The following is a 21079-nucleotide window of genomic DNA, read 5'->3' on the forward strand; positions in this document are numbered from 1 at the left end:
GGGAGGGTGGCTCTTTTTTTGTTTAACGTGCCCGACGATCGCTCACCAAACCTCACCAACTTTTCTCATTGTATGTGTTCTTTTACAAGTTGGGCAATGATCATGATTATACCAGCAACCTGTGGCTCCAGCACCCCAAATGCCGTCGTAGTAGCAGGCAAGCCTTTTACAATTATCACATCGGTAAATATTTAAGCCAGTTTTGGGGTTTTTACAGTACGGGCATTTGGAGTAGCGGTCCATGTGATGTGGTTTTTTTAATTAAGGCAAATGCTTATCAAAGCGTATAAAACGATTTTGTTATTACAGATATTTCTACACTTCGTACCGCGCTTTTCCCAATTCGGTGTATAAATAAGACAAATGGAATAATTCTTCACTCGTCATGTCGTTTGAGTTCATGGTTATTAACTCGTCGATATACCATTCGGCAGCGTCGGCATAGTAATGAACTTTTTGTTTTACAACTCCTACTACTTTGTCGTCAACAAATACTTTAGCCAACTCGGTAAGGGGCAAAACAATTAAGTATTTTACTAACTTGGCAAACCAAACCGGCAACCGAATCAATATAATAATCAAAAATTTATCCGAATAACGACCCGCATTTTCAGCCCAATTGTATATGCCAAGGCCGAAATTGATGAATTTAAGCATGATGTCTGTAATTGTTTCTGGAAGCCAGAAGCGAGATAACGGAGCAACACCAAGCAGGCATGAGATTGCCTGAACACACCAGATCAATCCGACTATTACACCTAAAACTGGTGTTATTGCGCCCGCTATTGCAGTTAAAATTCCTAAGAAAATAAGGCCGTAGAAGAATGATACAATCGATAGCAGTGCCATGTCTTCTTTAAAATCATCGTTTATCAAATCCTTCAATTTAAAACCGTCGCTGAGTAAAACTTCCTTTACGGAATGTTTGTATTTTTTTTCTTTCACAAATCCCCACACATCTCTTAAAATAGTTTGAATTTCGGGAGCATTTTTTCTGATCACATCTTCGGGCTCTTCGTGCGCGGTTTGCCTTTCGCTTGCGAATGAAAACGTGTCGCCCGCCTGATAAGTTCCCTCCAGATAGGAGCGGATCATTTGGCAGGCCTGTTTAATTGATTGAAAGTTTGTGGTATATTCTTCAGTAACTACGGGGTCGTTAAGATGTGTTACATTATCCGGATGCCATCTTTTTTTAGATTTTTTTTCCAATTGTGGAATTTCCCCAACATTGATTTTGGAGATATCCGTTATTTCCAAAATTTCAATGGCTTTATCAAAAGTTAATTCCATAACTGTGGTATTTTAATGAAGTGAATTTTTAATTATCCTAAAAAGAGAAAATCAATTTAAAAGAAGGGAGCGTATACATGCAAGCAAAAAGTTTGCGGTTAGTTGAATGAGACAGGGACTGAAGCGGTTTAATTCTGGAAACTTCTGCAGCTATTACAACGTGTGTGTTTGCACCAATTGCAATAATTCTCATCCCGATACATGGTCTCTTTGCATTTGCAACATTGCCAGCCGCGGGTTAAGGCAACAGTTGATTTTGTAGATAGCATGTTTTTTTTAAGAGCTATTTTACGTACAACAGGTTGGGGAATTGACTTTTTAGCATCAAACGGTTCTGCTAACATATTTTTTGGCGTTAAGGTTTAGGATACAACAAATAAAAACTATTGTTATCTTGTAGTATCAAATTGGGAAGTAAATTTATATTCAAAATAAATATATGTCAATAACGGTATTCCGGTATTTATCAGTTAGTTAAAGGGAGTGTCTGCAAGCAAAATCAACTACACCCTGGATATTTTTTAGTCGTAATTTTTTAAATATATTTTTACGATGCGTTTCAACAGTATTTATACTTATGAAGAGTTTTTGTGCAATTTGATTGCTTGTGAGTCCTGCTCTGATTAAAGAAATAATCTGCAATTCACGGTGCGACAGGTTATGTTTTGGCGAATATTGCTTGTCAAATGCTACATACCAATCTTTCTCTCTTGTAAACGCCTCAAATGCGTCATGCCCTTCTAAAACATCTTTTATTTTCGAAGTCAAACAATGGCAGTCAATATCTTTAGATAAATAACCGCTTGCTCCGATACTTTTCAATTGACATTCTAAGTCGTAAATATAAACAACAGAAAGAGCAACTATTTTTGTTAGTGGATAGTCTAAAGCAATTGTTTTGACGGTGTTTAACCCATTGGTGTAGGGTACCCTTAGGCCTAAAATAACCAAATCGGCCTTTTCTGTTTTAAGAAGATTAAGCAATTCTCTTCCGTCGTCAGCCACCGCAGAAACGTGGAAATCGTCCTGGAGTGTGACAATCACCCCTTTGACAAACAAAGGGTGTTCAATTGCTATTATTAGTTTAGGTTTTTGAATGTCCACAATTTCAGTGGTTTATAATTCAATAATACAATAATATTATTTAATATCTATTTATATATAGTGATCGTTTTCTTAAGGTTTTTTTGTTGAATGAAAATCATAATTCCTTCCCCGTGTAATCACCCTGCCGTTTCCCCGTGTTTTCCCCCTAAAACAATTTGTTAACAATAAGGTAACGGATTGTGCATAATTATACGAAACATTAACCCCAGTTTTGAACGTATAATTAATAATAATTAACTCATACTCACTTACACTACAAACATCTATGAATTATTTCTCTAAATTAAAATTGCCGCTACTCTCATTAGCGGTTGCAGGTTTATTGGCCACGGGCTGCCAGAAATCAGAAAATCAAAAAAAGGATGCCCCGGTAACGGCAGTAAGCACCCTAAAAACAGATGCGGTTACCTTAACCCAGGGCTTTGAGGTTGGCGCAACCAGCCCAAAAACGGCTTATGATGTATCGCCAACCGGCTCTTCGAGCGGCGACAATGTCACCCTTTCGGGCAATTCCTGGAACTTGTATGATGCGCTTATCGGCAACCTTTCCGGCGATAAAAAGGCAGGCTCATGGTCGGCACGTATACGCAATACTGGTAAAGTTACCATGCTGTACAACCTGACTACCGGCATCAGCAGCGTAACAGTTAAACACGCAACATACGGTACAGATGGCAACAGCACCTGGGGCTTGTTCTACTCGGTAAACAGCGGCAGCAGCTGGACACAGGCCGGCAGCAACGTAACCACCAGCAGTACCCTTACCACCCAAACATTCACTTTTACCGTTAGCGGTACCGTACGTTTGGAGATCCGCAAACTTAGCGGCGGCGCCGACCGTATCAATATCGACGATATTACCGTTAACGATAACGCAGGCGGTGGCGGCGGTGGTACTGTACTTACAGGCAAAAAATTCCTGTTTGATGCCAGCCATTTAGAAAACGCAGGCAGCGCCGACTGGCAGATAGATGCCGACGGTACCGAGAACGTACCCTTATACACAGGTGGCACCACAGTAGAAACCAAAGCACAGCGTTACCCAACGCCATCATACACTGGTATCACCTCAAGCACTGCCGAAAATTACTGGAAAGGCGCTATGTCTGCCTGGGCAGTAGAGTTGGTTAAAAAAGGCGAACTGGTAGAAACCCTGCCTGTTGGCACCGCGCTTACTTATGGCGACGGCTCTAACCCGCAGGATCTCAGCAATTACGATGTTTACGTGGTAATTGAGCCAAACCGCTTGTTTACCGCGGCGGAGAAAACCGCTATCATGACCTTCGTATCAAACGGCGGCGGATTGGTAATGGTTGCCGACCATACCGCAGCTACCACAGGCGGTACCGATGCTAACGGCTACAACCCATCAGACCGCGATGGCGATGGCTACGATTCGCCACGCGTTTGGAACGATCTGATGACAAATAATGGTATCAACAATAACAATCCTTTCGGTTTTATCGTAAACTATGTTGATATCAGCGAAGGGCCGTCGACCAATGTTTACACGGGTACAAATACCAACGCAACTATCGTACTTAACGGCGCGGCAGGTACGGCATCTAAACTGGCCTTTTACAATGGCTCCACCGCAAACCTTACACCTGCTACCAATGCAACAGTGCAGGGCTTGTTCTGGAGGAACAGCGCAACCAACGGCGGTACTGCCAATGCCATGGCGCTATTGGCTACCTATGGTAATGGCAGGGTGTTCTTTATAGGTGATAGTTCACCATCAGACGATGGCACCGGCGATACCGGCGACAACCTGTTCAACGGCTGGAGCGGCGATTCGCCATCGGGCTTTACCTCGCACCCTGCATTGCATCTAAATGCATCGCTATGGGCGGCTAAGGCACAATAAATCAAGCGTACTCAAGATTAGTTTTCGTTTATAGTTTAAAGCGGCGGGCCTAAAAAACCGCCGCTTTTGTTATGAAAAGTGGGGAAGGATAATATCGAATGAAGGGAATTAACATCGAACACCGAATGCTGAATGTAGAATGATGAAGCGCCGAAGAAAATAGTTAACACCGAATTTGGAAGCTCATTGAAAGTTACTTCGAAATCCAGCGTTCGATATTCAAAAAAATTAGTGTCTCGCGCGCTTTTTAAGCACCCCGCCGGCAGCTTCTTTAATGGTGCTGGTGAAGATGAAGGCTTTAGGGTCAATCTCGTGCACCAGGTTGCGCAGGCGGCGAACTTCAAGCCGGGTGATAACGGTGAATACGATATCTACGGGCTGGCTGATATCGAAACTTTCCTTTAAAAAGCCACGTTCGCCTTTGTAAACGGTAATGCCCCGGCCAAGCTCCATCACCAGGCGTTCTTTAACAAATTCGCTTTGCCCCGAGATGATGGTAACGCCGGTATATTCCTCCAAACCCTCTATCACAAAGCTGATAGTTTTGGAGGCCGTGTAATACGTCATGATGGAGTAGAGTGCGGTCGGCAATCCGAGTTCGAAGGCCGCAATCAGGAAGATGATGATATTGATACCGAGGATAATTTCGCTGATGGTGAAACTGATGCGCTTGCCGGTGTACAGGGCCAAAACTTCGATGCCATCCAGTGCGCAGCCGCCGCGTATGGCCAAACCAACGCCTATACCCATAAATACCCCGCCGAATATCGAAACCAGTAACTTGTCTGACGTTATCTTATCCGGGTAATGTACAAACTGCAGGCACAAGCCAAGCAGTATGATGGCCACCAGCGTTTTTACCGCAAACATTTTATTCACCTGGAAAGCACCCATAATAATGAAGGGAATGTTGGCCAGTACGATAACTACGGCGATGTTGAAATGGTAAAGCTCGTGCAGCAACAAGCTCATACCGGTTACGCCGCCATCAAAAAATGCATTGGGTATTAAAAAACTCTTGAGGGCAAATCCGCAGAACAGGATGCCTGCCAGGGTGTAAGCTATATCGGTTGCCCATTGTGCTAGATGTGTGCTTTTCATTCAGTATGCTGATTTACAGTTGCTTTTAGATGTTGCGTTTGCGGCGGCATGTCCGCACTGCAGAGAAAACACCCGTTATATGCTTTTTAGGGCTAAGATATTAAATGTTTGCAGGTTTATCCGCTTAAGTTTGCTTTTTGATAAATTAGAAAAATATAGGTTGCGGCAACGTTTATTAGCCTCGCAATATTTGATATTTAGCATATAAAGTTGTTATTTGAACAATTAATTAAACCGCTCCCGCTCCATGAAGAGATTATTATTGCTGGCCTTGTTGCTTGCCGCTTATTTTTGCGGCAAAGCGCAAACATCTCATGTTTATTTCGATAACCTGGGTATCAAACAGGGCCTGCCCGAATCCTATGTGCGTACACTCGTACAAGATAGCGAGGGCTATATGTGGTTTTCTACCCAAAACGGCCTGGTGCGGTACGATGGCTATAACAATAAGGTGTACAACCTCGGCAATAATAAGCTCAACACCAGGACGGTAACCAGCGTAATCAGCATCGTAAAAGGGGATGATAAAAGCCTTTGGGTTTCCGTAATTGGCAATGGGCTTTTTAGGTATAACCGCCTTAAAGATAATTTTGATCAGTTTGCACAGCCGGCCAATATAAAACAGCCCTATTTGGTTGTCAAATTGATAGACAACCAGGGGAAGGTTTGGGGCCTTGCGAGCGACAATGGCATCAAGATTTTCAAATTCGACCCTGCAACTAACAAATACGAGTTTTTTGGCAACCATGTAAAAGGCAACAATTACATAAACGCCAAAATCTTTATGAATGTTCAAAAGAGTGCCGATGGGAAGATATGGATGGGAACGGAGAACGGACTATATAGCTACGCCGGACCCGGCAAGCCGCTTAAAGGTTACCTGGTTAATACCGATACTGCTAAATTCATTGGGGTGAACCCCGTGTATGAGGCACCATCGCAGCCCGGCATATTTTGGCTAAACCTTTTCCACGGTCATAACATCGATTTGCGGGTGGCCTCTTTCGATGCCAAAACAGGGAAGATCATAAAAGAATACCGCCCATCCAAAAATCCGGATAGCATTTATGATGCCAGTATATATTCTGTTTATGAAGATAAAAAGCAAGGCCTGTGGTTTACCACGGAGAAAGGTCTCTCCAAATTAGATCGACAGGCCGGCAAGTTTGCCAACTATCTCGTCAACGATACCGCAGCAACGCAATTACACGCCATCGTAGAAGATAAGAAGGGAAAATTTTGGATCTCTCCGCAAAACGGCCTGCTTTACTTCGACCCGGAAACCAACCGTTTTGAATATTACACGCAAAAACCTAACCAGCCTGGTGCATTGCAAAACAGTAATATAACCCAAAAGCTTATCGATAACAGCAATAATCTTTGGTTTGGTTTATTCCATGGCGGGGTAGGTAAGCTAAGCAAAACAAAAAGCGCTTTTGAATTGGTTACGCAAACCAACGATAAGTTTAGTAACTACCCTGGTGCGGGCGCGCGCATCGTGTCATCCACAGCTTCGCATACGGTTATACAAAAGCGCGATGGCTTATACAACTGGGATACGGCAACCGGGCGTTTTAGAAAATTTTATAACGCACAAGCCGGGCAGTCGGTCTGGTACGCGTACGCAGACGGCAGCACCTTCTACCTCGCCACAAGTGACGGCTTCGTGGTTTATAATGTAGCTACAGGATCAAAAACAACATACCGAAACAACCCTGCCGATGCCTCAAGCATCCCGTGCAATAATTTATCCTTAGTTTTTAAAGACCATACCGGCACCGTTTGGATAGCCCTTGACGATGGCGGGGGGCAGGGCATATGCTCGTTCGACCCGACTACAAAAAAATTCACCAGGTTTCCGTACCACTCGGTTAATAACAATCCCTTTAAAGTTAATGATGGAGCGTTGGACGATCAGCGCCCGATCAGTATTTATGAGGATATGCAAAATACGCTGTGGGTTGGCACCAACGAGGGCGGCTTAAACAGGTTCGATCGTGCGACCGGGAAGTTCTTCTCGTACCTTAATGAGCAAAACAAAAAAATGATTTGCATATCCTCGATATATGAAGACAGGGCGGGCAGGTTTTGGGTAGGCACTTATCAACAGGGCCTTTTTCAGTTCGATCGCCGCAAGGGCGTTTATAACCGCCAGGTAAACGAGCAATCGGGTTTGTTGTACAATGGCGTTATCGGCATCAAAGAAGATTCAGTAGGGCGTATATGGGTTGCAACAGATCGTGGGCTTAACCGGCTCGAGCCTAAAACGATGGCATTAAGGAGTTTTAAGGTAGACGACATCATGCCCGGCGTTACGCTCAGCGAGTTCGGGGCGCAAAACCTGGCAGATGGCCGTTTTGTATTGTCTATCAATAGCGGGCTGGCCATGTTCGATCCTAAAGACCTCGATGACGACGAGTACCCTCCAATCGTACATATCGAAAGTATCCGTTACAACGCCCCAGGTGCAAACGATAGCCTGGCAAAGCAATCTATAAGATTCGGGTTGGACAAACTGGAGCTTTCGCATAGTCAGAACAGCGTTACTTTCAACTACGTAGGGCTGCAATACGAGGATCCAGCCAACAACACTTATGCCTATATGTTGGAGGGCTACGACAAGCAATGGATAAAAGCAGGCACTAACCGTAGCGTAACCTATAGTAATTTGCCGGCCGGCACTTATACTTTTAAGGTAAAGGCTGCTAATAGCTCGGGCGTGTGGGAAGAAAAGGGCGATAGCCTTATAGTAGTGGTAAACCCGCCCTGGTGGTTTACCTGGTGGGCCTGGATATTATGGGCTATAGTTTTCATAACCCTTATCTACTATTACGTAAAATACCGGTCGAGGCAATTGGTTTACGAAAATCAGCTGCTCGAAGAAAAAGTAGCCCAGCGTACCGACGAATTGCAAGAGGCCAACAACGGGCTGAACGAACAACAACTGGAGCTTACGGCCCAACGCGATATACTGGCCAACACCGTAAACGAATTGAAGGCCACCCAGCAGCAACTGATACAAAGCGAAAAACTTGCATCGCTGGGAGAATTGACCGCAGGCATAGCCCACGAGATACAGAATCCGTTGAACTTTGTAAACAATTTCAGCGAAGTAAGTATAGAGCTTGCTATTGAAATGAAGCAGGAACTGCGCAGCGGCACAAAAAAAGAAGCCATCTCCCTGGCCGATGATATCGTACTGAACCTGGAGAAAATAATCCACCATGGCAAGCGTGCCGACGGCATAGTAAAAAACATGCTGCAACACAGCCGCAATAACTCGGGCGAAAAGCACGAAACCGACATGAACGCCTTGGTAGATGAGTATTTACGGCTTAGCTATCATGGCTTGCGCGCCAAGGATAAGAACTTTAACTCCGAAATGGTGCTGGATCTGGATCCCGACCTGCCAAAAATTAATGTTATCCCGCAGGATATGGGCCGGGTGATGCTCAATCTGTTTAACAACGCGTTTTATGCCGTGCAGCAAAAACGCAAAACGGGCGGCAAAAAATATAAGCCACTGGTAGAGGTATCCACAAGTTTATTTACCCCTCCAAAAGGCAAAAGCGAGATACGCATCTACGTAAAAGACAACGGCAACGGCATCCCTGAGGCTATCCGCGAAAAGATAATGCAGCCATTCTTTACCACCAAGCCAACCGGCGAGGGTACGGGGCTGGGCCTATCGCTAAGTTATGATATCATCGTAAAAGGCCACCGAGGCAAAATGGATATGACCAGCAAGGAAGGCGAATACACCGAGTTTACCATACACTTGCCGGTGGCGTAGGGATGCGGTTTTTGTAACGGTGCGCGCTCATTACTCCGTTAATGCAGGACGATGTAAAGTTATGAACTGTTTTATATAAAATATGGGCCGTGCCTACAGCACTCGGGATTGGTTTATTGCCTTCACCGGATTGAAATCCGGTGCTACAAAATGATTCGAGCCGATGGCTCTTGAATGCAGGATACCTACATTATTTATTAGAGAGGCGTAGCCTCGGCCTATATTGTAGCAATGGGTTTCAACCCGTTGTGCAAGGCGAAACAAAATCAGAGAGGCGTAGCCTCGGCCCATATAATCTTAATTAAAGCAAATAAAATGGCAAATACCTACCACCAAATTTACGTGCAAACAGTGTTTGCGGTTAAGTATCGTGATGCTGCAATCTCTAAGGAATTGCAACCTGTACTTTTTGGCGTAATTGGTAATTTGATTAATGAAGCGAATTGCAAAACCCTTATTGTGAATGGTGTGGAAGACCATGTGCACTGTTTTATTGGCTTAAAGCCTGTTGTTTCCGTATCCGAACTTATGAAAACTATAAAAAGTAAATCATCCAAATATATAAACGACCACTCATTAACATCATCGCATTTTGCGTGGCAGGATGGTTATGGTGTTTTTTCCTACGGACAATCGCAAATTGACAAGGTTTATAAGTATATTCAAAATCAAGAGGAGCATCATAAAAAACAAACATTCAGGGAGGAATATTTGGATTTTTTAAAGAAGTTCAATATTGCTTACGAGGAGCAGTATATTTTTCAGGATATGATATAAAATTGGGGCCTCAACTATAAGGTTCTGGACTCCACCTTTTACCGGAGTCAAATCCGAAACGGCTTTGAGCTGTTTTAACTGTCACTATAACATTTTTACAAACAAAGATGGTATATCGCCTTATAAAGTTTTATATTGGCCACTTTATCTAAAACCGGTTATTCCCATGTTAAAGTCTTCCCTCACTATTTTTTTCGCCTTGATATTGCTGGGCGCAATCAGGTATTTTGCACTGCCGGATTCGCAGCCGAAAATGCATACAGCCGCAAGGCCCGCCGCCAAATCGAAAACCACTAAGGCCAACGCCTGGCCAGATGGTTTAACTGTAACGCCCTTTACCGGGCCGGATCTTACACCAAGTCCCGCCTGCCTGGCAACTGCACCAACCGGCGAAGTGTACGTAGGTGTGGATATGATGGGCTCCCTGGGCAAAGCTCCGGGCAAGGGCCGCATATTGCGGTTGGTTGATAAGGACAATGACGGGAAAATTGATGAGCACACCGAGTTTGCCAAGGTTGATAACCCTCGCGGCATATTTGTGCTAGGCGATAAGGTGTATGTGCTGCACACCATATTCTCTGCCGAAACGCAAAAAGCTACCGGTATGGATCTGGTGGTATTTGAAGATAAAAACCACGACGGCGTGGCCGATGGCCCCTCGCAGCCCGTTGTAGAACATTTAAGCAACCCCAACATGCTGGCGGAGCGTGGTACCGACCACGCCACAAACGGTATCCGCATGGGAATAGACGGCTGGATATACATTGCCGTGGGCGATTTTGGTTTTCATGATGCAATCGACCGCTCGGGCAAGAAGCTTACCATGCTGGGCGGCGGCATCGTACGCGTACGGCCCGACGGTACCGAGTTGGAGATATTCTCGCACGGTACGCGCAACATCTACGATGTAGCCATCGACCCTTATATGAACGTTTTTACCCGTGATAACACCAATGATGGTGGCGGCTGGAACATCCGTTTCTCGCATCACCTGCAAAGCGGCGAATACGGTTACCCCACGCTGTTCCAGAATTTTACCGATGAGATATTGCCTGCCCTGGTTGATGTAGGCGGTGGCTCGGGTACCGGTGCGCTGTTCATGGACGAACCCACCTGGCCCGAAAAATATAACCACGTGCCCATGATGGCCGATTGGGGCCGCAACGAGCTCTACATCCACCGCGTTACGCCTAATGGTGCAAGTTTTACGCAAAAACAGGAAGAATTCATCGACTTGGCGCAAATTACCGATTTGGATGTAGACGGCTCCGGTCGCCTGTACCTTTCGGCATGGGATGGTGCCGGTTATGAGGGCAGCCCATCAAAAGGTTATGTGGTGCGTGCCGTGCCCAATGGCTGGACATATAAAGCTTTCCCCGATTTAAAGGTAGCATCCGTTAAGGATTTGGCTGGCATGCTTACATCAGCAAGTGCAGTTGCCCGCTTTTATGCCTCGCAGGAATTATTATTACGCCCCGTTAATGAGGCTGGTGGGGCTTCATTCGCGGCAGCATCAAATACCGCCTTGCCATTGTATGGGCGCGTGGCGGCATTGTTTACTTACGCCCAGCTATCGGGGCCGGGTGGCGTGCCTGCATTGGTGCAACTCGCAACGGATAAAGATTTAAAAGAATTTGCACTAAAAGCCCTGGCCGACAGGAAAGGCCTCCTGCAAAATGTACCAACAGAACCATTCCTCGCTGCGTTGAAAGACCCATCGCCACGTGTTCAGGCTGCCGCAATAATAGGCCTTGGCAGGCTGGGCAGGGCAGAGGCTGCTAAGGCATTGCTGGAGACTCCGGTTCCCGCGTCATTCGTAGCTCCTGCAAAAGGAACCGAGGGACCACATGCTACACCTAATGCAGCTATTGTGCCGCCTCATTTGGCAGTACGCGCCCTGGTAAGTCTTAACGCGGTGGACGCTTGTGTTGAGGCAATCGGCACAAAAAACTCCACCCTGGCGCTTTGGGCCTTGCGATATATGCACGATGCCAAAGCGGTTGACGGGCTGATAGCAGCATATGGCAAAGCCAAATCGCCAAAACTGAAAGAACAAATTTTGGTGACACTAGGCAGGCTTTACAAAACCGAAGCACCTTATGACGGCAGCTGGTGGTGGAGTACCCGGCCCGATTCGCACGGCCCTTATTACCGCGCTATCAACTGGGAATCATCACCTAAAATAGCCGCTTTCTTAACCAGCGTGCGCAGCAAGGCAAACGCTGCCGGTAAGCAATTTTTTGCCGACCTGAATGCCCGCGAGCGTTTGGAAATTAAAGCCTTCGGCGGCGAGGAAAAAGTTGTCGCTGTAAAAGAAGTAAAAATAGACCTCGAAAAGATACGAAGCAAGAAGGGCCAGATAGGCAAATCGTCTATCGAGGATATTATGCTGGCTTTGGCTAAATTAAAAGGCGACCCTGCTAAAGGCAAGGCCTTATTCGCACAGCAAGGCTGTATCGCCTGCCATAGCATCAAAAAAGGCGAGAAGCTGAAAGGGCCGTTTATGGGGCAGATCGGCTCGATCATGACGCGCCAGCAAATTGCAGAATCTATCCTGAAACCGAGCGCATCTATTTCGCAAGGCTTTGCTACGGTTACCATAACCGCAAAAGGCGGCAAAACCTACATGGGTTTCGTTACCGATGAATCTGCACAGAGGATTATGATGCGCGATATTACCGGTACCGTGTTCACCGTTAAAACTGCCGACATCCTTTCGCGTAAGGAGATGAAAACTTCGATGATGCCGACAGGGTTAGCCAACGCGCTTTCCTATGATGAATTCGCATCTTTGGTTACGTTTTTATCGCAGCAGAAATAGGAATTGACGGTAAAAATCTGCCTAATAACCAATGGAGAGTAATGAACTAGGAAAATGTGTCAACTGCGGTGCCGGGCTGCAACCCGAAACCCTAACCACGGCAAAATGCCCCTATTGCGGCAGCGTGGTAGGTATAGCTGATTCTGAATTACCGGAACCCATCGCAGAACCTGTCAGTCAGGCAAGCGAACGTGTGACTGCCAATGTTGCCGCAGACGAAAATCAAAACGGGTGTGCTTTGATAGCTGTCGTGTGTGTCGTGTTGTTTTTGGTAATATGCGTAGTGATAGGCGTACGTAGGGCGGCCGAGAATTCCAATTATAATGCCGCTGACTCATCGGCTACTGACACACCCACAATAAAAAACAAAGCGGAAGATTCTTTAACGGTAGACAGCAATGCTCCAGACCAAAGATGGTTTATTATCTCTGCATTGAAAGAGCTGTCATCTATATCTGTGGATAAGGCAACTTTCAAAAAACTTTACGCCAATGCGCGCAAAAAGCGTGATGAGTTTTCGAGTAACACATTTATCTATGATAAAACTTCGCCGCATTACTCCAACGTCAGTGGCGTGTATGCCTATATCGTGGCCAACGGCACCGATTATGAATTCCGGTTCCGTACCCAATACGTTGCAGAAAACTGGTTGTTTATCGAACGCATGACGGTTAATACCGATGGCGAGAATACAGGTTTGTCGCCCAAATTCGAAAGAGATAGTGGCGATGGCAAGATATGGGAATGGAGCGACGATGCCTCTTCAGACGACGAATTGCGGCTATTCGTTAACATAGCAAAAGCCAAAAAAGCAAAAATCAAATACGATGGCGAAAAGTATTACGATGCAGTCACCATTACGTCCAAGCAACAAGCTGCATTAAAACGGCAATTGCAAATTTATAAGGGATTGCTTTTGAAGTACGATAAGCCTTGAAAGGATTATTAAAGGTTTAAGCAGATTTGACAACTCTTTAAGAGTTGTCAAATCTTAGGTAATGCTGACTATTCCATCAAATGCCGTAGGTAAGCCGCCGGGTTATCAAGGAACGATTTCGTCAGATAGTAATGTTCGGTATCTTCATAACTAGTTTCGCGAATACCCTCGTCGTCGAATTGGTAGATGGTTGCGCCAGGGTAGCAGATGAGTATGGGCGAATGCGTAGCGATGATGAATTGCGCGCGGCCGCTGCGGTCCAACTGGTTGAGGGTTGCCATAAATGCCAGTATCCGTGCCGGCGATAGGGCGGCCTCGGGCTCATCCAACAGGTAAATACCTGCCTCGAATTGATTGTTGAACAACGCCAAAAAAGATTCCCCGTGCGATTGCTGGTGCAGCGGTCGGCCGCCGTAAGCTTGTAACAGCCTTCGGTCGTTCATAGCCATTTCATCGATGTAGGATGCGAAGTTGAAGAAGCTTTCGGCCCGCATAAAGAAGCCTTCGGTTATCCGTTTGGGTGTCCAGCCCAATTGCAGGTATCTTGCCAGTGCCGATTCGTACCCTTCGAAACGGTGGCCGGTATTCATGTTATGGTTACGGTTGCCACCGCGCAGGCTGAAGCCGCATTGCTCGGCAACGCCCTCTAACAATGTAGATTTCCCCGACCCATTCTCGCCAACCAGGAAAGTGATATTGTTTTGCAGCCTTAGTTGCAGGCCCTGGCCAAGGCTGGGTATGCGTTGCAGGTAACTGCCATCGGGTAGTTGAGAGAGCGATATTCGGGATAAAAAGGGCATGTGTTAAAATGGGTATGCTGTAACCCAAACTTAGCATTTTTAGGATAAATAAATACGGATTGTCTGTGATGACGGCGTTGGGGCAGAAATTTAACACAATTATCAACTTATCTTTACATAAAAGGCAGCGGCAAATAAGCCGGTGAGCCTATCTTTGCCGCTCTCGAAAACTATGAAGACACTACATAAACTGATGCTGGCCTGTGCCTCGATTATTGCCGTAAGCCAAGCCGCAATAGGCCAGATAAAACCCTATACCGTTGCCAATGCCCATTCGCATAACGATTATAAGAACAGCATCCCCTTTTACCGTGCGTATGACAAGGGTTTCGGCTCTATTGAGGCTGATGTTTATGCTGTTGACGGCAAGCTAATGGTTGCCCATAGCAAAAGGGAGATTAATGCCAACCGTTCCTTACAGGCCTTATACCTGGATCCGCTTTCCGAAAAACTGAAGAACGACTCTAAACGCCAACTACGCCTGCTGATAGAGATAAAGGATGATTACAAAGCCGTATTGCCACTGGTAATAGAAGAACTGAAGCCTCTGGCCCAGTATATCTCCTCGCCGGGGCACCCTGGCCGCCTATCCATCGTAATGACGGGGGCAGTGCCGCCTGCTGCCGAGATGCCGGATTACCCGGATTGGATTAGTTTCGACGTCGACCATCTCAATGGCTTTACGCCGCAGCAATGGCAAAAGATAGGCCTGGTAAGCTTCCCGCTGGGCAGGTATGTGCGCTGGAGCGGTAAAGGAGTGTTGAATAAGGAAGAAATAAAAAGTGTAAAGAGCGTAATCGACAGTGTGCACCAATCGGGCAAGATGATTCGCTTTTGGGAAAGCCCAGATACCAAAAGTAGCTGGCTCGCCCTGATGCGTTTGGGCGTGGATGTTATAGGTACGGATAAGATAGAGGAACTTGGTGACTTCCTGAATAGCAAAGCACGGGGCGAGTACCTGCAGCCAAAAGCTTATCCCATCTACCAGCCGACTTACAAAACCGACGGGACAATAAAAAAGGTAAAAAACATCATCCTGTGCATCGGCGATGGCATGGGCCTGGCGCAGCTTTATGCTACGTACACCGCCAATCAGGGTAAACTGAATATCTTTGGGATGCGGAACATCGGGTTTTCGGTTACCAATGCAGCAGACGCTTACATCACCGATTCGGCCGCTGGGGGCACTGCATTTGCTACCGGCCAAAAAACTAATGACAGGGCCGTTGGCGTGGATGCGAATGGCAAACCTTTGCAATCCCTTGCAACCTACAGTGCGGCTGCAGGCAAAAAAACAGCCATTATCGCGGTATGCTCCTTAACGGATGCCACCCCCGCAGCTTTCTACGGGCACCGGCAGGAACGGAGCGATACTACCCTCATTGCTACCGATATCATCTATTCCAACGCGGACATTTTCCTTGGCGCGGGCTATAGCGATTTCACCACTAAGGTGAATGGCGTACCCGTAACGGATTTGATGAAGCAACGTGGTTACGCGCTTATCCGCAACTTTGATGATTTCCTGAAATCCCCTGCTAAAAAGATGCTGGCTTTGATGGACGATACGGCTACCCGCCCAAAAATATCAGGCCGTGGCGATTACCTGCCCCTGGCTTTTAAAAAGGTTACCGCAGCATTCAAGAACAGCCCCAACGGCTTTTTTATCATGGCTGAGGGTTCGCAGATTGATTATGGTGGTCACGAGAATAACCTGGCACAGGTAATTACCGAGAACGCCGATTTCGACAGGATGGTAGGAGAGGCCCTGCGCTTTGCCGACCAGGGCGGCGAAACCCTGGTCATAGTAACGGCCGACCATGAAACGGGTGGCCTTACCCTACTGGATGGCGACATCAAAAAAGGTTACGTTTTAGGCAATTTCAGTACCAACGACCACACCGGCACGCCTGTACCTGTTTTTGCCTATGGCCCGCATTCCGGCGATTTTAGGGGCGTTTATAGCAATACCCAGATATTTGATAAGATATTGAAGCTGATGAAAAAGTAAAGCGTATTTGTGCTTATCTTGGATGTCGCTGCGTAAACGCACGGCGGTTGCGATGAACGGATATAAAAAACACAGGGGGTTAAAGCGGTATTATAAAGGGCTTGCAACAAGAAATAATTTTGAAGGAGCAGGTTCGCCGGATTTTTCGAATCCGGATGAGTGGTTTGATTATTGGCATGAACACTTTGATACTAAAGGTTATGGTAATACCAGTTTCAAACGCAGGGCACCGCATTTAGATATGTTGTTCAGGCATTTTGACATCCTTGTACAAAAAACAAAAAACCTGGACAAGCCTTTTCAGCTATATGCAATACTGCTGGATTACGACAGTTACGATGATGCCTTGTTTTTGCATACGCCGAATCCAAACAATAGCCAATTCCCATTTCAGGTTACAGATTTAAAGCCAACCACTACGCTGACAAATAAGCTATTAAATGATTATATAAACCAATTAACTGGTTACGAAAAACTGTACGGCCTAGCCGATGAAGCCTTCTGTTTGTTATTCAAAAGAGGAGTGGGTGAGCCGTTATGGTAAATCTATCCGAAACTTGATATTGATTTCCGGAATAAAAAAGGCCCCCAAATTTGAATTTGGAAGCCTTCAAATGATTGGAAAAATTTAATCTTACAGTAACAATGCCAGGTACAAGGCCGCTGCAAGCCCCGCACCGATCAACGGCCCTATAACGGGTATCCAGGAGTAGGCCCAATCGCTGCTGCCTTTGCCTTTGATGGGTAATAACATGTGTACGATGCGCGGGCCAAGGTCTCGGGCGGGGTTTATGGCATAACCGGTAGTTCCGCCCAGGGCAAGGCCAATCACCCAAACCAATAAGGCTACCGGCAAGCCACCTACAGAACCTAAGCCAATTGGCGTTTTGGCGGGCGTAATCTCCGCGCCAGTGATATAAAATATGGTGAATAACAACACGAAGGCCCCAATAATCTCGCTGGCAATGTTCGATATATAATTGCGAACGGCCGGGCCGGTACAAAACACCGCCAGGATAGCACCTGGCTCGTTTTCGCGTTTGTTGAAGTGGTCGTAATACATCACCCAAACCAGGGTAGAGCCTAAAAATGCGCCAATGAATTGCGCAAGGATGTAGGCGGGCACGCTGGCCCATGCAAATTTTCCGGCAATGGCCAGCGCTACAGTCACAGCCGGGTTAAGGTGCGCGCCACTGTAAGGGCCGGCGATAACCACCCCAACAAAAACGGCCAGGCCCCAGGCCGTGGTAATTACCATCCAGCCGCTGTTATTCCCTTTGGTATCTTTTAACAAAACGTTGGCAACTACGCCGTTGCCTAGCAACATCATCAACATGGTGCCGAGCAGTTCGGCCATAAACGGAGTCATATCTTGTGGGTTTAATTGGTTTATCGAATTTAGGCTATTTCGTCAGGTTTTTGCAGACTTGACCAGTGTTGGGCAGTACTAACCGCTCTTTTCCAGTCTGCTACATCGGCTTCGATATCAGAACGGTCATCTTTCGGCTCAAAAACTTTCTCTGCCGACCATAGCTGCTGTATCTCGGCAATATCTTTCCAATAGCCAACGGCCAATCCGGCCAGGTAGGCAGCACCAAGCGCGGTGGTTTCTACAATGCTTGGACGGATAACCTTACAACCTAACACATCCGCCTGGAATTGCATCAGCAGGTCGTTAGCCGTAGCACCTCCGTCTACCCGCAGCTCTTTAATTTTCATGCCCGCATCGGCTTCCATGGCTTTCAATACATCCATGGTTTGGTAGGCAATAGAGGCCAGGGCCGCGCGCGATATGTGGCCGGCTGTACTGCCGCGGGTTAAGCCAACTATAGTGCCGCGCGCTTCGGGATCCCAATAGGGAGCACCCAGACCGGCAAAGGCTGGCACGAAGAAGACACCGCCGGTATCTTCCACGCTCATGGCCAGTCGTTCTACGTCTGCAGAATTTTTGATGATGCCAAGCCCGTCGCGCAGCCATTGTACCACCGCGCCGCCAATGAATATGCTGCCTTCAAAGGCGTATTGTATCTCGCCGTTAATCTTCCAGGCGATGGTGGTGAGCAGGTTGTTTTTCGATTCGATGAACTCATTGCCGATGTTCATCAGCATAAAACAGCCCGTGCCGTAGGTGTTCTTAACCATGGCTTTGCCTATACACATCTGGCCGAATAAGGCGGCATGCTGGTCGCCCGCTATGCCTGCGATAGGTATCTTGCTGGCAAATATGGTGGTAGCGGTTTCGCCATAAATTTCGCTCGATTGTTTTACCTCGGGTAGCATGCTTTTCGGGATATCCAATAAGGCGAGCAGCTCATCATCCCATTGCTGGATGCGGATGTTGAACAACATGGTACGGCTGGCGTTGGTAACATCGGTAACATGCACATGGCCTCGGGTAAATTTCCATACCAGCCAGCTATCCACGGTACCAAAGGCCAGTTCGCCGGCTTCGGCTGATGCGCGAGCACCTTCCACGTTATCCAGTATCCATTTTATTTTCGAGCCCGAAAAATAAGCATCTATCACCAAGCCGGTCTTGCTGCGAATCAAATCGGCATGGCCCTGTTGTTTCAGCTCGTCACAAATAGCAGCCGTGCGGCGGTCTTGCCATACAATGGCGTTGTAAACAGGTTCGCCGGTTTGGCGGTTCCATACGATGGTGGTTTCGCGCTGGTTGGTGATGCCGATGGCTTTGATGTTAGTGCCGTTTAAGCCGGCCTTAACGGTTGCTTCGGCTGCTACGCCCGCCTGGGTCGACCAGATTTCGTTAGGGTCGTGCTCAACCCATCCCGGCTTTGGGAAATACTGCGTAAATTCCTTTTGAGCAATGGCTACGGGCGTACCCAGGCGGTCGAAGACGATGGCCCGGGAGCTGGTGGTTCCCTGGTCAAGCGATAAAATGTACTCTTCCATAATGAATTAAGCTATTAAAGGTTGGTTTGGTTATTGGTTGGGTTGTGCTCGGCCTTATTTATCCAGCACATAATTAAGTGCAATATCATGAAATGAATTCACTTGTGCATGCTGCCATAATAGGTCTTTATCCATTTCTTCGGCCATTAAACGGGCAACCTCTGCGGCCATGACGATAGCCGTGCGCGCATCAAGGAACAGCACCCGTGTGCGGCGCGCCAGTACATCTTCTACAGTGCGCGCCATTTCGGCCCTTATGGCCCATATTACTTCGCCCTTCAGGTATTCATTATCCGGATGTACGCGTTGCGTCCATTCTTCACGTTCGTTGATAATTGCCATCACTTTTTCGATATCGGCACCGTAAACGAATAGGTGATTGCTCCAATCGGGGTTGGGTTTGCCGCCATGTATTGGTAGTTCTGCCGTGCGGCTGGCTTGTCGGTTTAAGCCGCCCACTTCTATCGCTTTGTCGATGGTGTCCTGCCCCATGCGCCTGTAGGTGGTCCATTTTCCGCCGGTGATGGTAATGAGGCCCGATGGCGAAACCAATATTTTATGACTGCGTGAGATTTCCTTGGTTTTGGATGAGCCACCCTGCGGGGCAGCCAGTGGCCGTAAACCCGCGAATACACTCAGTACATCTTTGCGCTCAGGCTTTTTGCTTAGGTACTGCGCTGCGGTGCTCATGATAAAATCGATTTCTTCTTCCAAAGCAACCGGTTCCAGGCTGTGCTCGTCAATAGGCGTATCGGTAGTACCCACCAGCAGCTTATTATGCCATGGCACGGCGAAGAGCACACGACCATCCGATGTTTTGGGGATCATGAGGGCATCCTGCCCTGGCAGGAAAGATCTATTTAGCACGATATGCACGCCCTGGCTTGGCCTCACTATCGGTTTTTTACCGGGCGTATCCATCTGCAAAACATCATCTACAAAAACACCCGTGGCATTGATAACCGTTTTCGCTTCGATTTGATATATGCGCTCTGTCTCCAAATCTCGAACGGTAATGCCCGATAACCGTTCTTGGGCATTTTTGATGAGCCCAGTAACCTTAAAATAATTTAATACCATTGCACCTTGTTCGATGGCCGTTTGGGCCAGGTTGATGGCCAGGCGCGAGTCGTCGAACTGGCCATCGTGATAGGCCACGCCGCTACGTAGTCCTTCGGCTTTTAGGCCAGGAAGCCTTTTCAGTGTTTCTTTTTTGGATAGATGTTTCGCCCGGCCAAAGCTTAGCTTGCCGGCCAGCAGATCGTACATGGTAAGGCCGATGGTATAGAACATGCCGCCCCACCAGTTATAATTGGGAATAATAAAAGTTTCGTTTTTTACAAGGTGAGGAGCGTTTTTAAGCAATAGCCCCCGCTCATACAGGGCTTCGCGTACCAAGGCGATATCGCCCTGGGCCATGTAACGCACGCCGCCGTGTACCAGCTTGGTTGCCCGGCTGGATGTGCCCTTGGCAAAATCTGCCTGCTCCAGCAAAAGTGTAGATAATCCGCGCGATGCAGCATCTACCGCTGCCCCTAAGCCCGTTGCGCCGCCGCCAATGATAACTACGTCCCAGATATTTTCTGTATCTTGTAATGGCTGTATGATTTGCTCCCGGCTGAAGATGCGCATCTTTTTATATTTGGCGTATTCGTTTGCCTC

Annotated in this window: 14 protein-coding genes; 7 read left to right on the plus strand and 7 right to left on the minus strand. The window is 47.0% G+C overall.

All coding sequences use genetic code 11. The annotated features are described in order from the left end of the window. Positions 1–315: 315 nt before the first annotated feature. Together AC1DYT_RS15605 and AC1DYT_RS15610 are read right to left on the minus strand one after the other, a co-directional pair. Positions 316–1290, minus strand: coding sequence for a hypothetical protein (locus AC1DYT_RS15605; RefSeq protein WP_477470509.1), 975 nt, complete (start codon positions 1288–1290; stop codon positions 316–318). A gap of 474 nt (positions 1291–1764) precedes the next feature. After that, positions 1765–2394, minus strand: a complete 630-nt coding sequence (locus AC1DYT_RS15610; RefSeq protein ID WP_477470510.1) for a LuxR C-terminal-related transcriptional regulator — start codon at positions 2392–2394, stop codon at positions 1765–1767. 268 nt (positions 2395–2662) lie between these two features. Here AC1DYT_RS15610 and AC1DYT_RS15615 point away from each other — a divergent pair, with 268 nt between their 5' ends. Then, positions 2663–4264, plus strand: a complete 1602-nt coding sequence (locus AC1DYT_RS15615) for a hypothetical protein (protein ID WP_477470511.1) — start codon at positions 2663–2665, stop codon at positions 4262–4264. 228 nt (positions 4265–4492) lie between these two features. Here the strand turns inward: AC1DYT_RS15615 and AC1DYT_RS15620 are convergent, their stop codons facing one another. Next, the gene (locus tag AC1DYT_RS15620) at positions 4493–5365 is read right to left on the minus strand and encodes a YitT family protein (protein WP_477459069.1); all 873 of its coding nucleotides are present in this window, start codon (positions 5363–5365) and stop codon (positions 4493–4495) included. Positions 5366–5612: 247 nt separating this feature from the next. On the opposite strand from AC1DYT_RS15620, the gene AC1DYT_RS15625 reads away from it, so the two are divergent. From AC1DYT_RS15625 to AC1DYT_RS15640, 4 genes are all read left to right on the plus strand, one after another. Next, a complete protein-coding gene (locus tag AC1DYT_RS15625) occupies positions 5613–9158 on the plus strand; it encodes a sensor histidine kinase (RefSeq protein WP_477470512.1) in 3546 nt (1181 codons plus the stop codon). Positions 9159–9473: 315 nt separating this feature from the next. Further along, on the plus strand, positions 9474–9935 hold the full coding sequence (gene tnpA / locus AC1DYT_RS15630) for an IS200/IS605 family transposase (protein ID WP_477470513.1): 462 nt from the start codon (positions 9474–9476) through the stop codon (positions 9933–9935). A gap of 166 nt (positions 9936–10101) precedes the next feature. Beyond that, on the plus strand, positions 10102–12756 hold the full coding sequence (locus AC1DYT_RS15635; protein ID WP_477470514.1) for a DUF7133 domain-containing protein: 2655 nt from the start codon (positions 10102–10104) through the stop codon (positions 12754–12756). A 31-nt stretch (positions 12757–12787) separates the two neighbouring features. Further along, the gene (locus tag AC1DYT_RS15640) at positions 12788–13693 is read left to right on the plus strand and encodes a TFIIB-type zinc ribbon-containing protein (RefSeq protein WP_477470515.1); all 906 of its coding nucleotides are present in this window, start codon (positions 12788–12790) and stop codon (positions 13691–13693) included. 68 nt (positions 13694–13761) lie between these two features. Here the strand turns inward: AC1DYT_RS15640 and AC1DYT_RS15645 are convergent, their stop codons facing one another. After that, positions 13762–14493 (minus strand): AAA family ATPase, encoded by a 732-nt coding sequence (locus tag AC1DYT_RS15645; protein WP_477470516.1) that lies wholly within the window; start codon positions 14491–14493, stop codon positions 13762–13764. A gap of 172 nt (positions 14494–14665) precedes the next feature. On the opposite strand from AC1DYT_RS15645, the gene AC1DYT_RS15650 reads away from it, so the two are divergent. Next, on the plus strand, positions 14666–16504 hold the full coding sequence (locus AC1DYT_RS15650) for an alkaline phosphatase (protein ID WP_477470517.1): 1839 nt from the start codon (positions 14666–14668) through the stop codon (positions 16502–16504). A 22-nt stretch (positions 16505–16526) separates the two neighbouring features. Further along, positions 16527–17048, plus strand: a complete 522-nt coding sequence (locus AC1DYT_RS15655) for a hypothetical protein (RefSeq protein WP_477470518.1) — start codon at positions 16527–16529, stop codon at positions 17046–17048. Between the two features lie 90 nt (positions 17049–17138). Here the strand turns inward: AC1DYT_RS15655 and AC1DYT_RS15660 are convergent, their stop codons facing one another. Genes AC1DYT_RS15660 through AC1DYT_RS15670 form a run of 3 tightly spaced genes read right to left on the minus strand, consistent with a single transcriptional unit; the run spans position 17139 to position 21049 of the window. Then, a complete protein-coding gene (locus AC1DYT_RS15660) occupies positions 17139–17873 on the minus strand; it encodes an MIP/aquaporin family protein (protein WP_477470519.1) in 735 nt (244 codons plus the stop codon). 29 nt (positions 17874–17902) lie between these two features. Continuing rightward, positions 17903–19417 carry a glycerol kinase GlpK gene (glpK, locus tag AC1DYT_RS15665; RefSeq protein WP_477470520.1) on the minus strand — a complete coding sequence of 505 codons (1515 nt, stop codon included), beginning with the start codon at positions 19415–19417 and terminating at the stop codon, positions 17903–17905. Between the two features lie 54 nt (positions 19418–19471). Next, the gene (locus tag AC1DYT_RS15670) at positions 19472–21049 is read right to left on the minus strand and encodes a glycerol-3-phosphate dehydrogenase/oxidase (RefSeq protein ID WP_477470521.1); all 1578 of its coding nucleotides are present in this window, start codon (positions 21047–21049) and stop codon (positions 19472–19474) included. Positions 21050–21079 lie beyond the last annotated feature (30 nt).

The sequence above is a fragment of the Mucilaginibacter sp. P1_D10 genome (genome assembly GCF_056406215.1).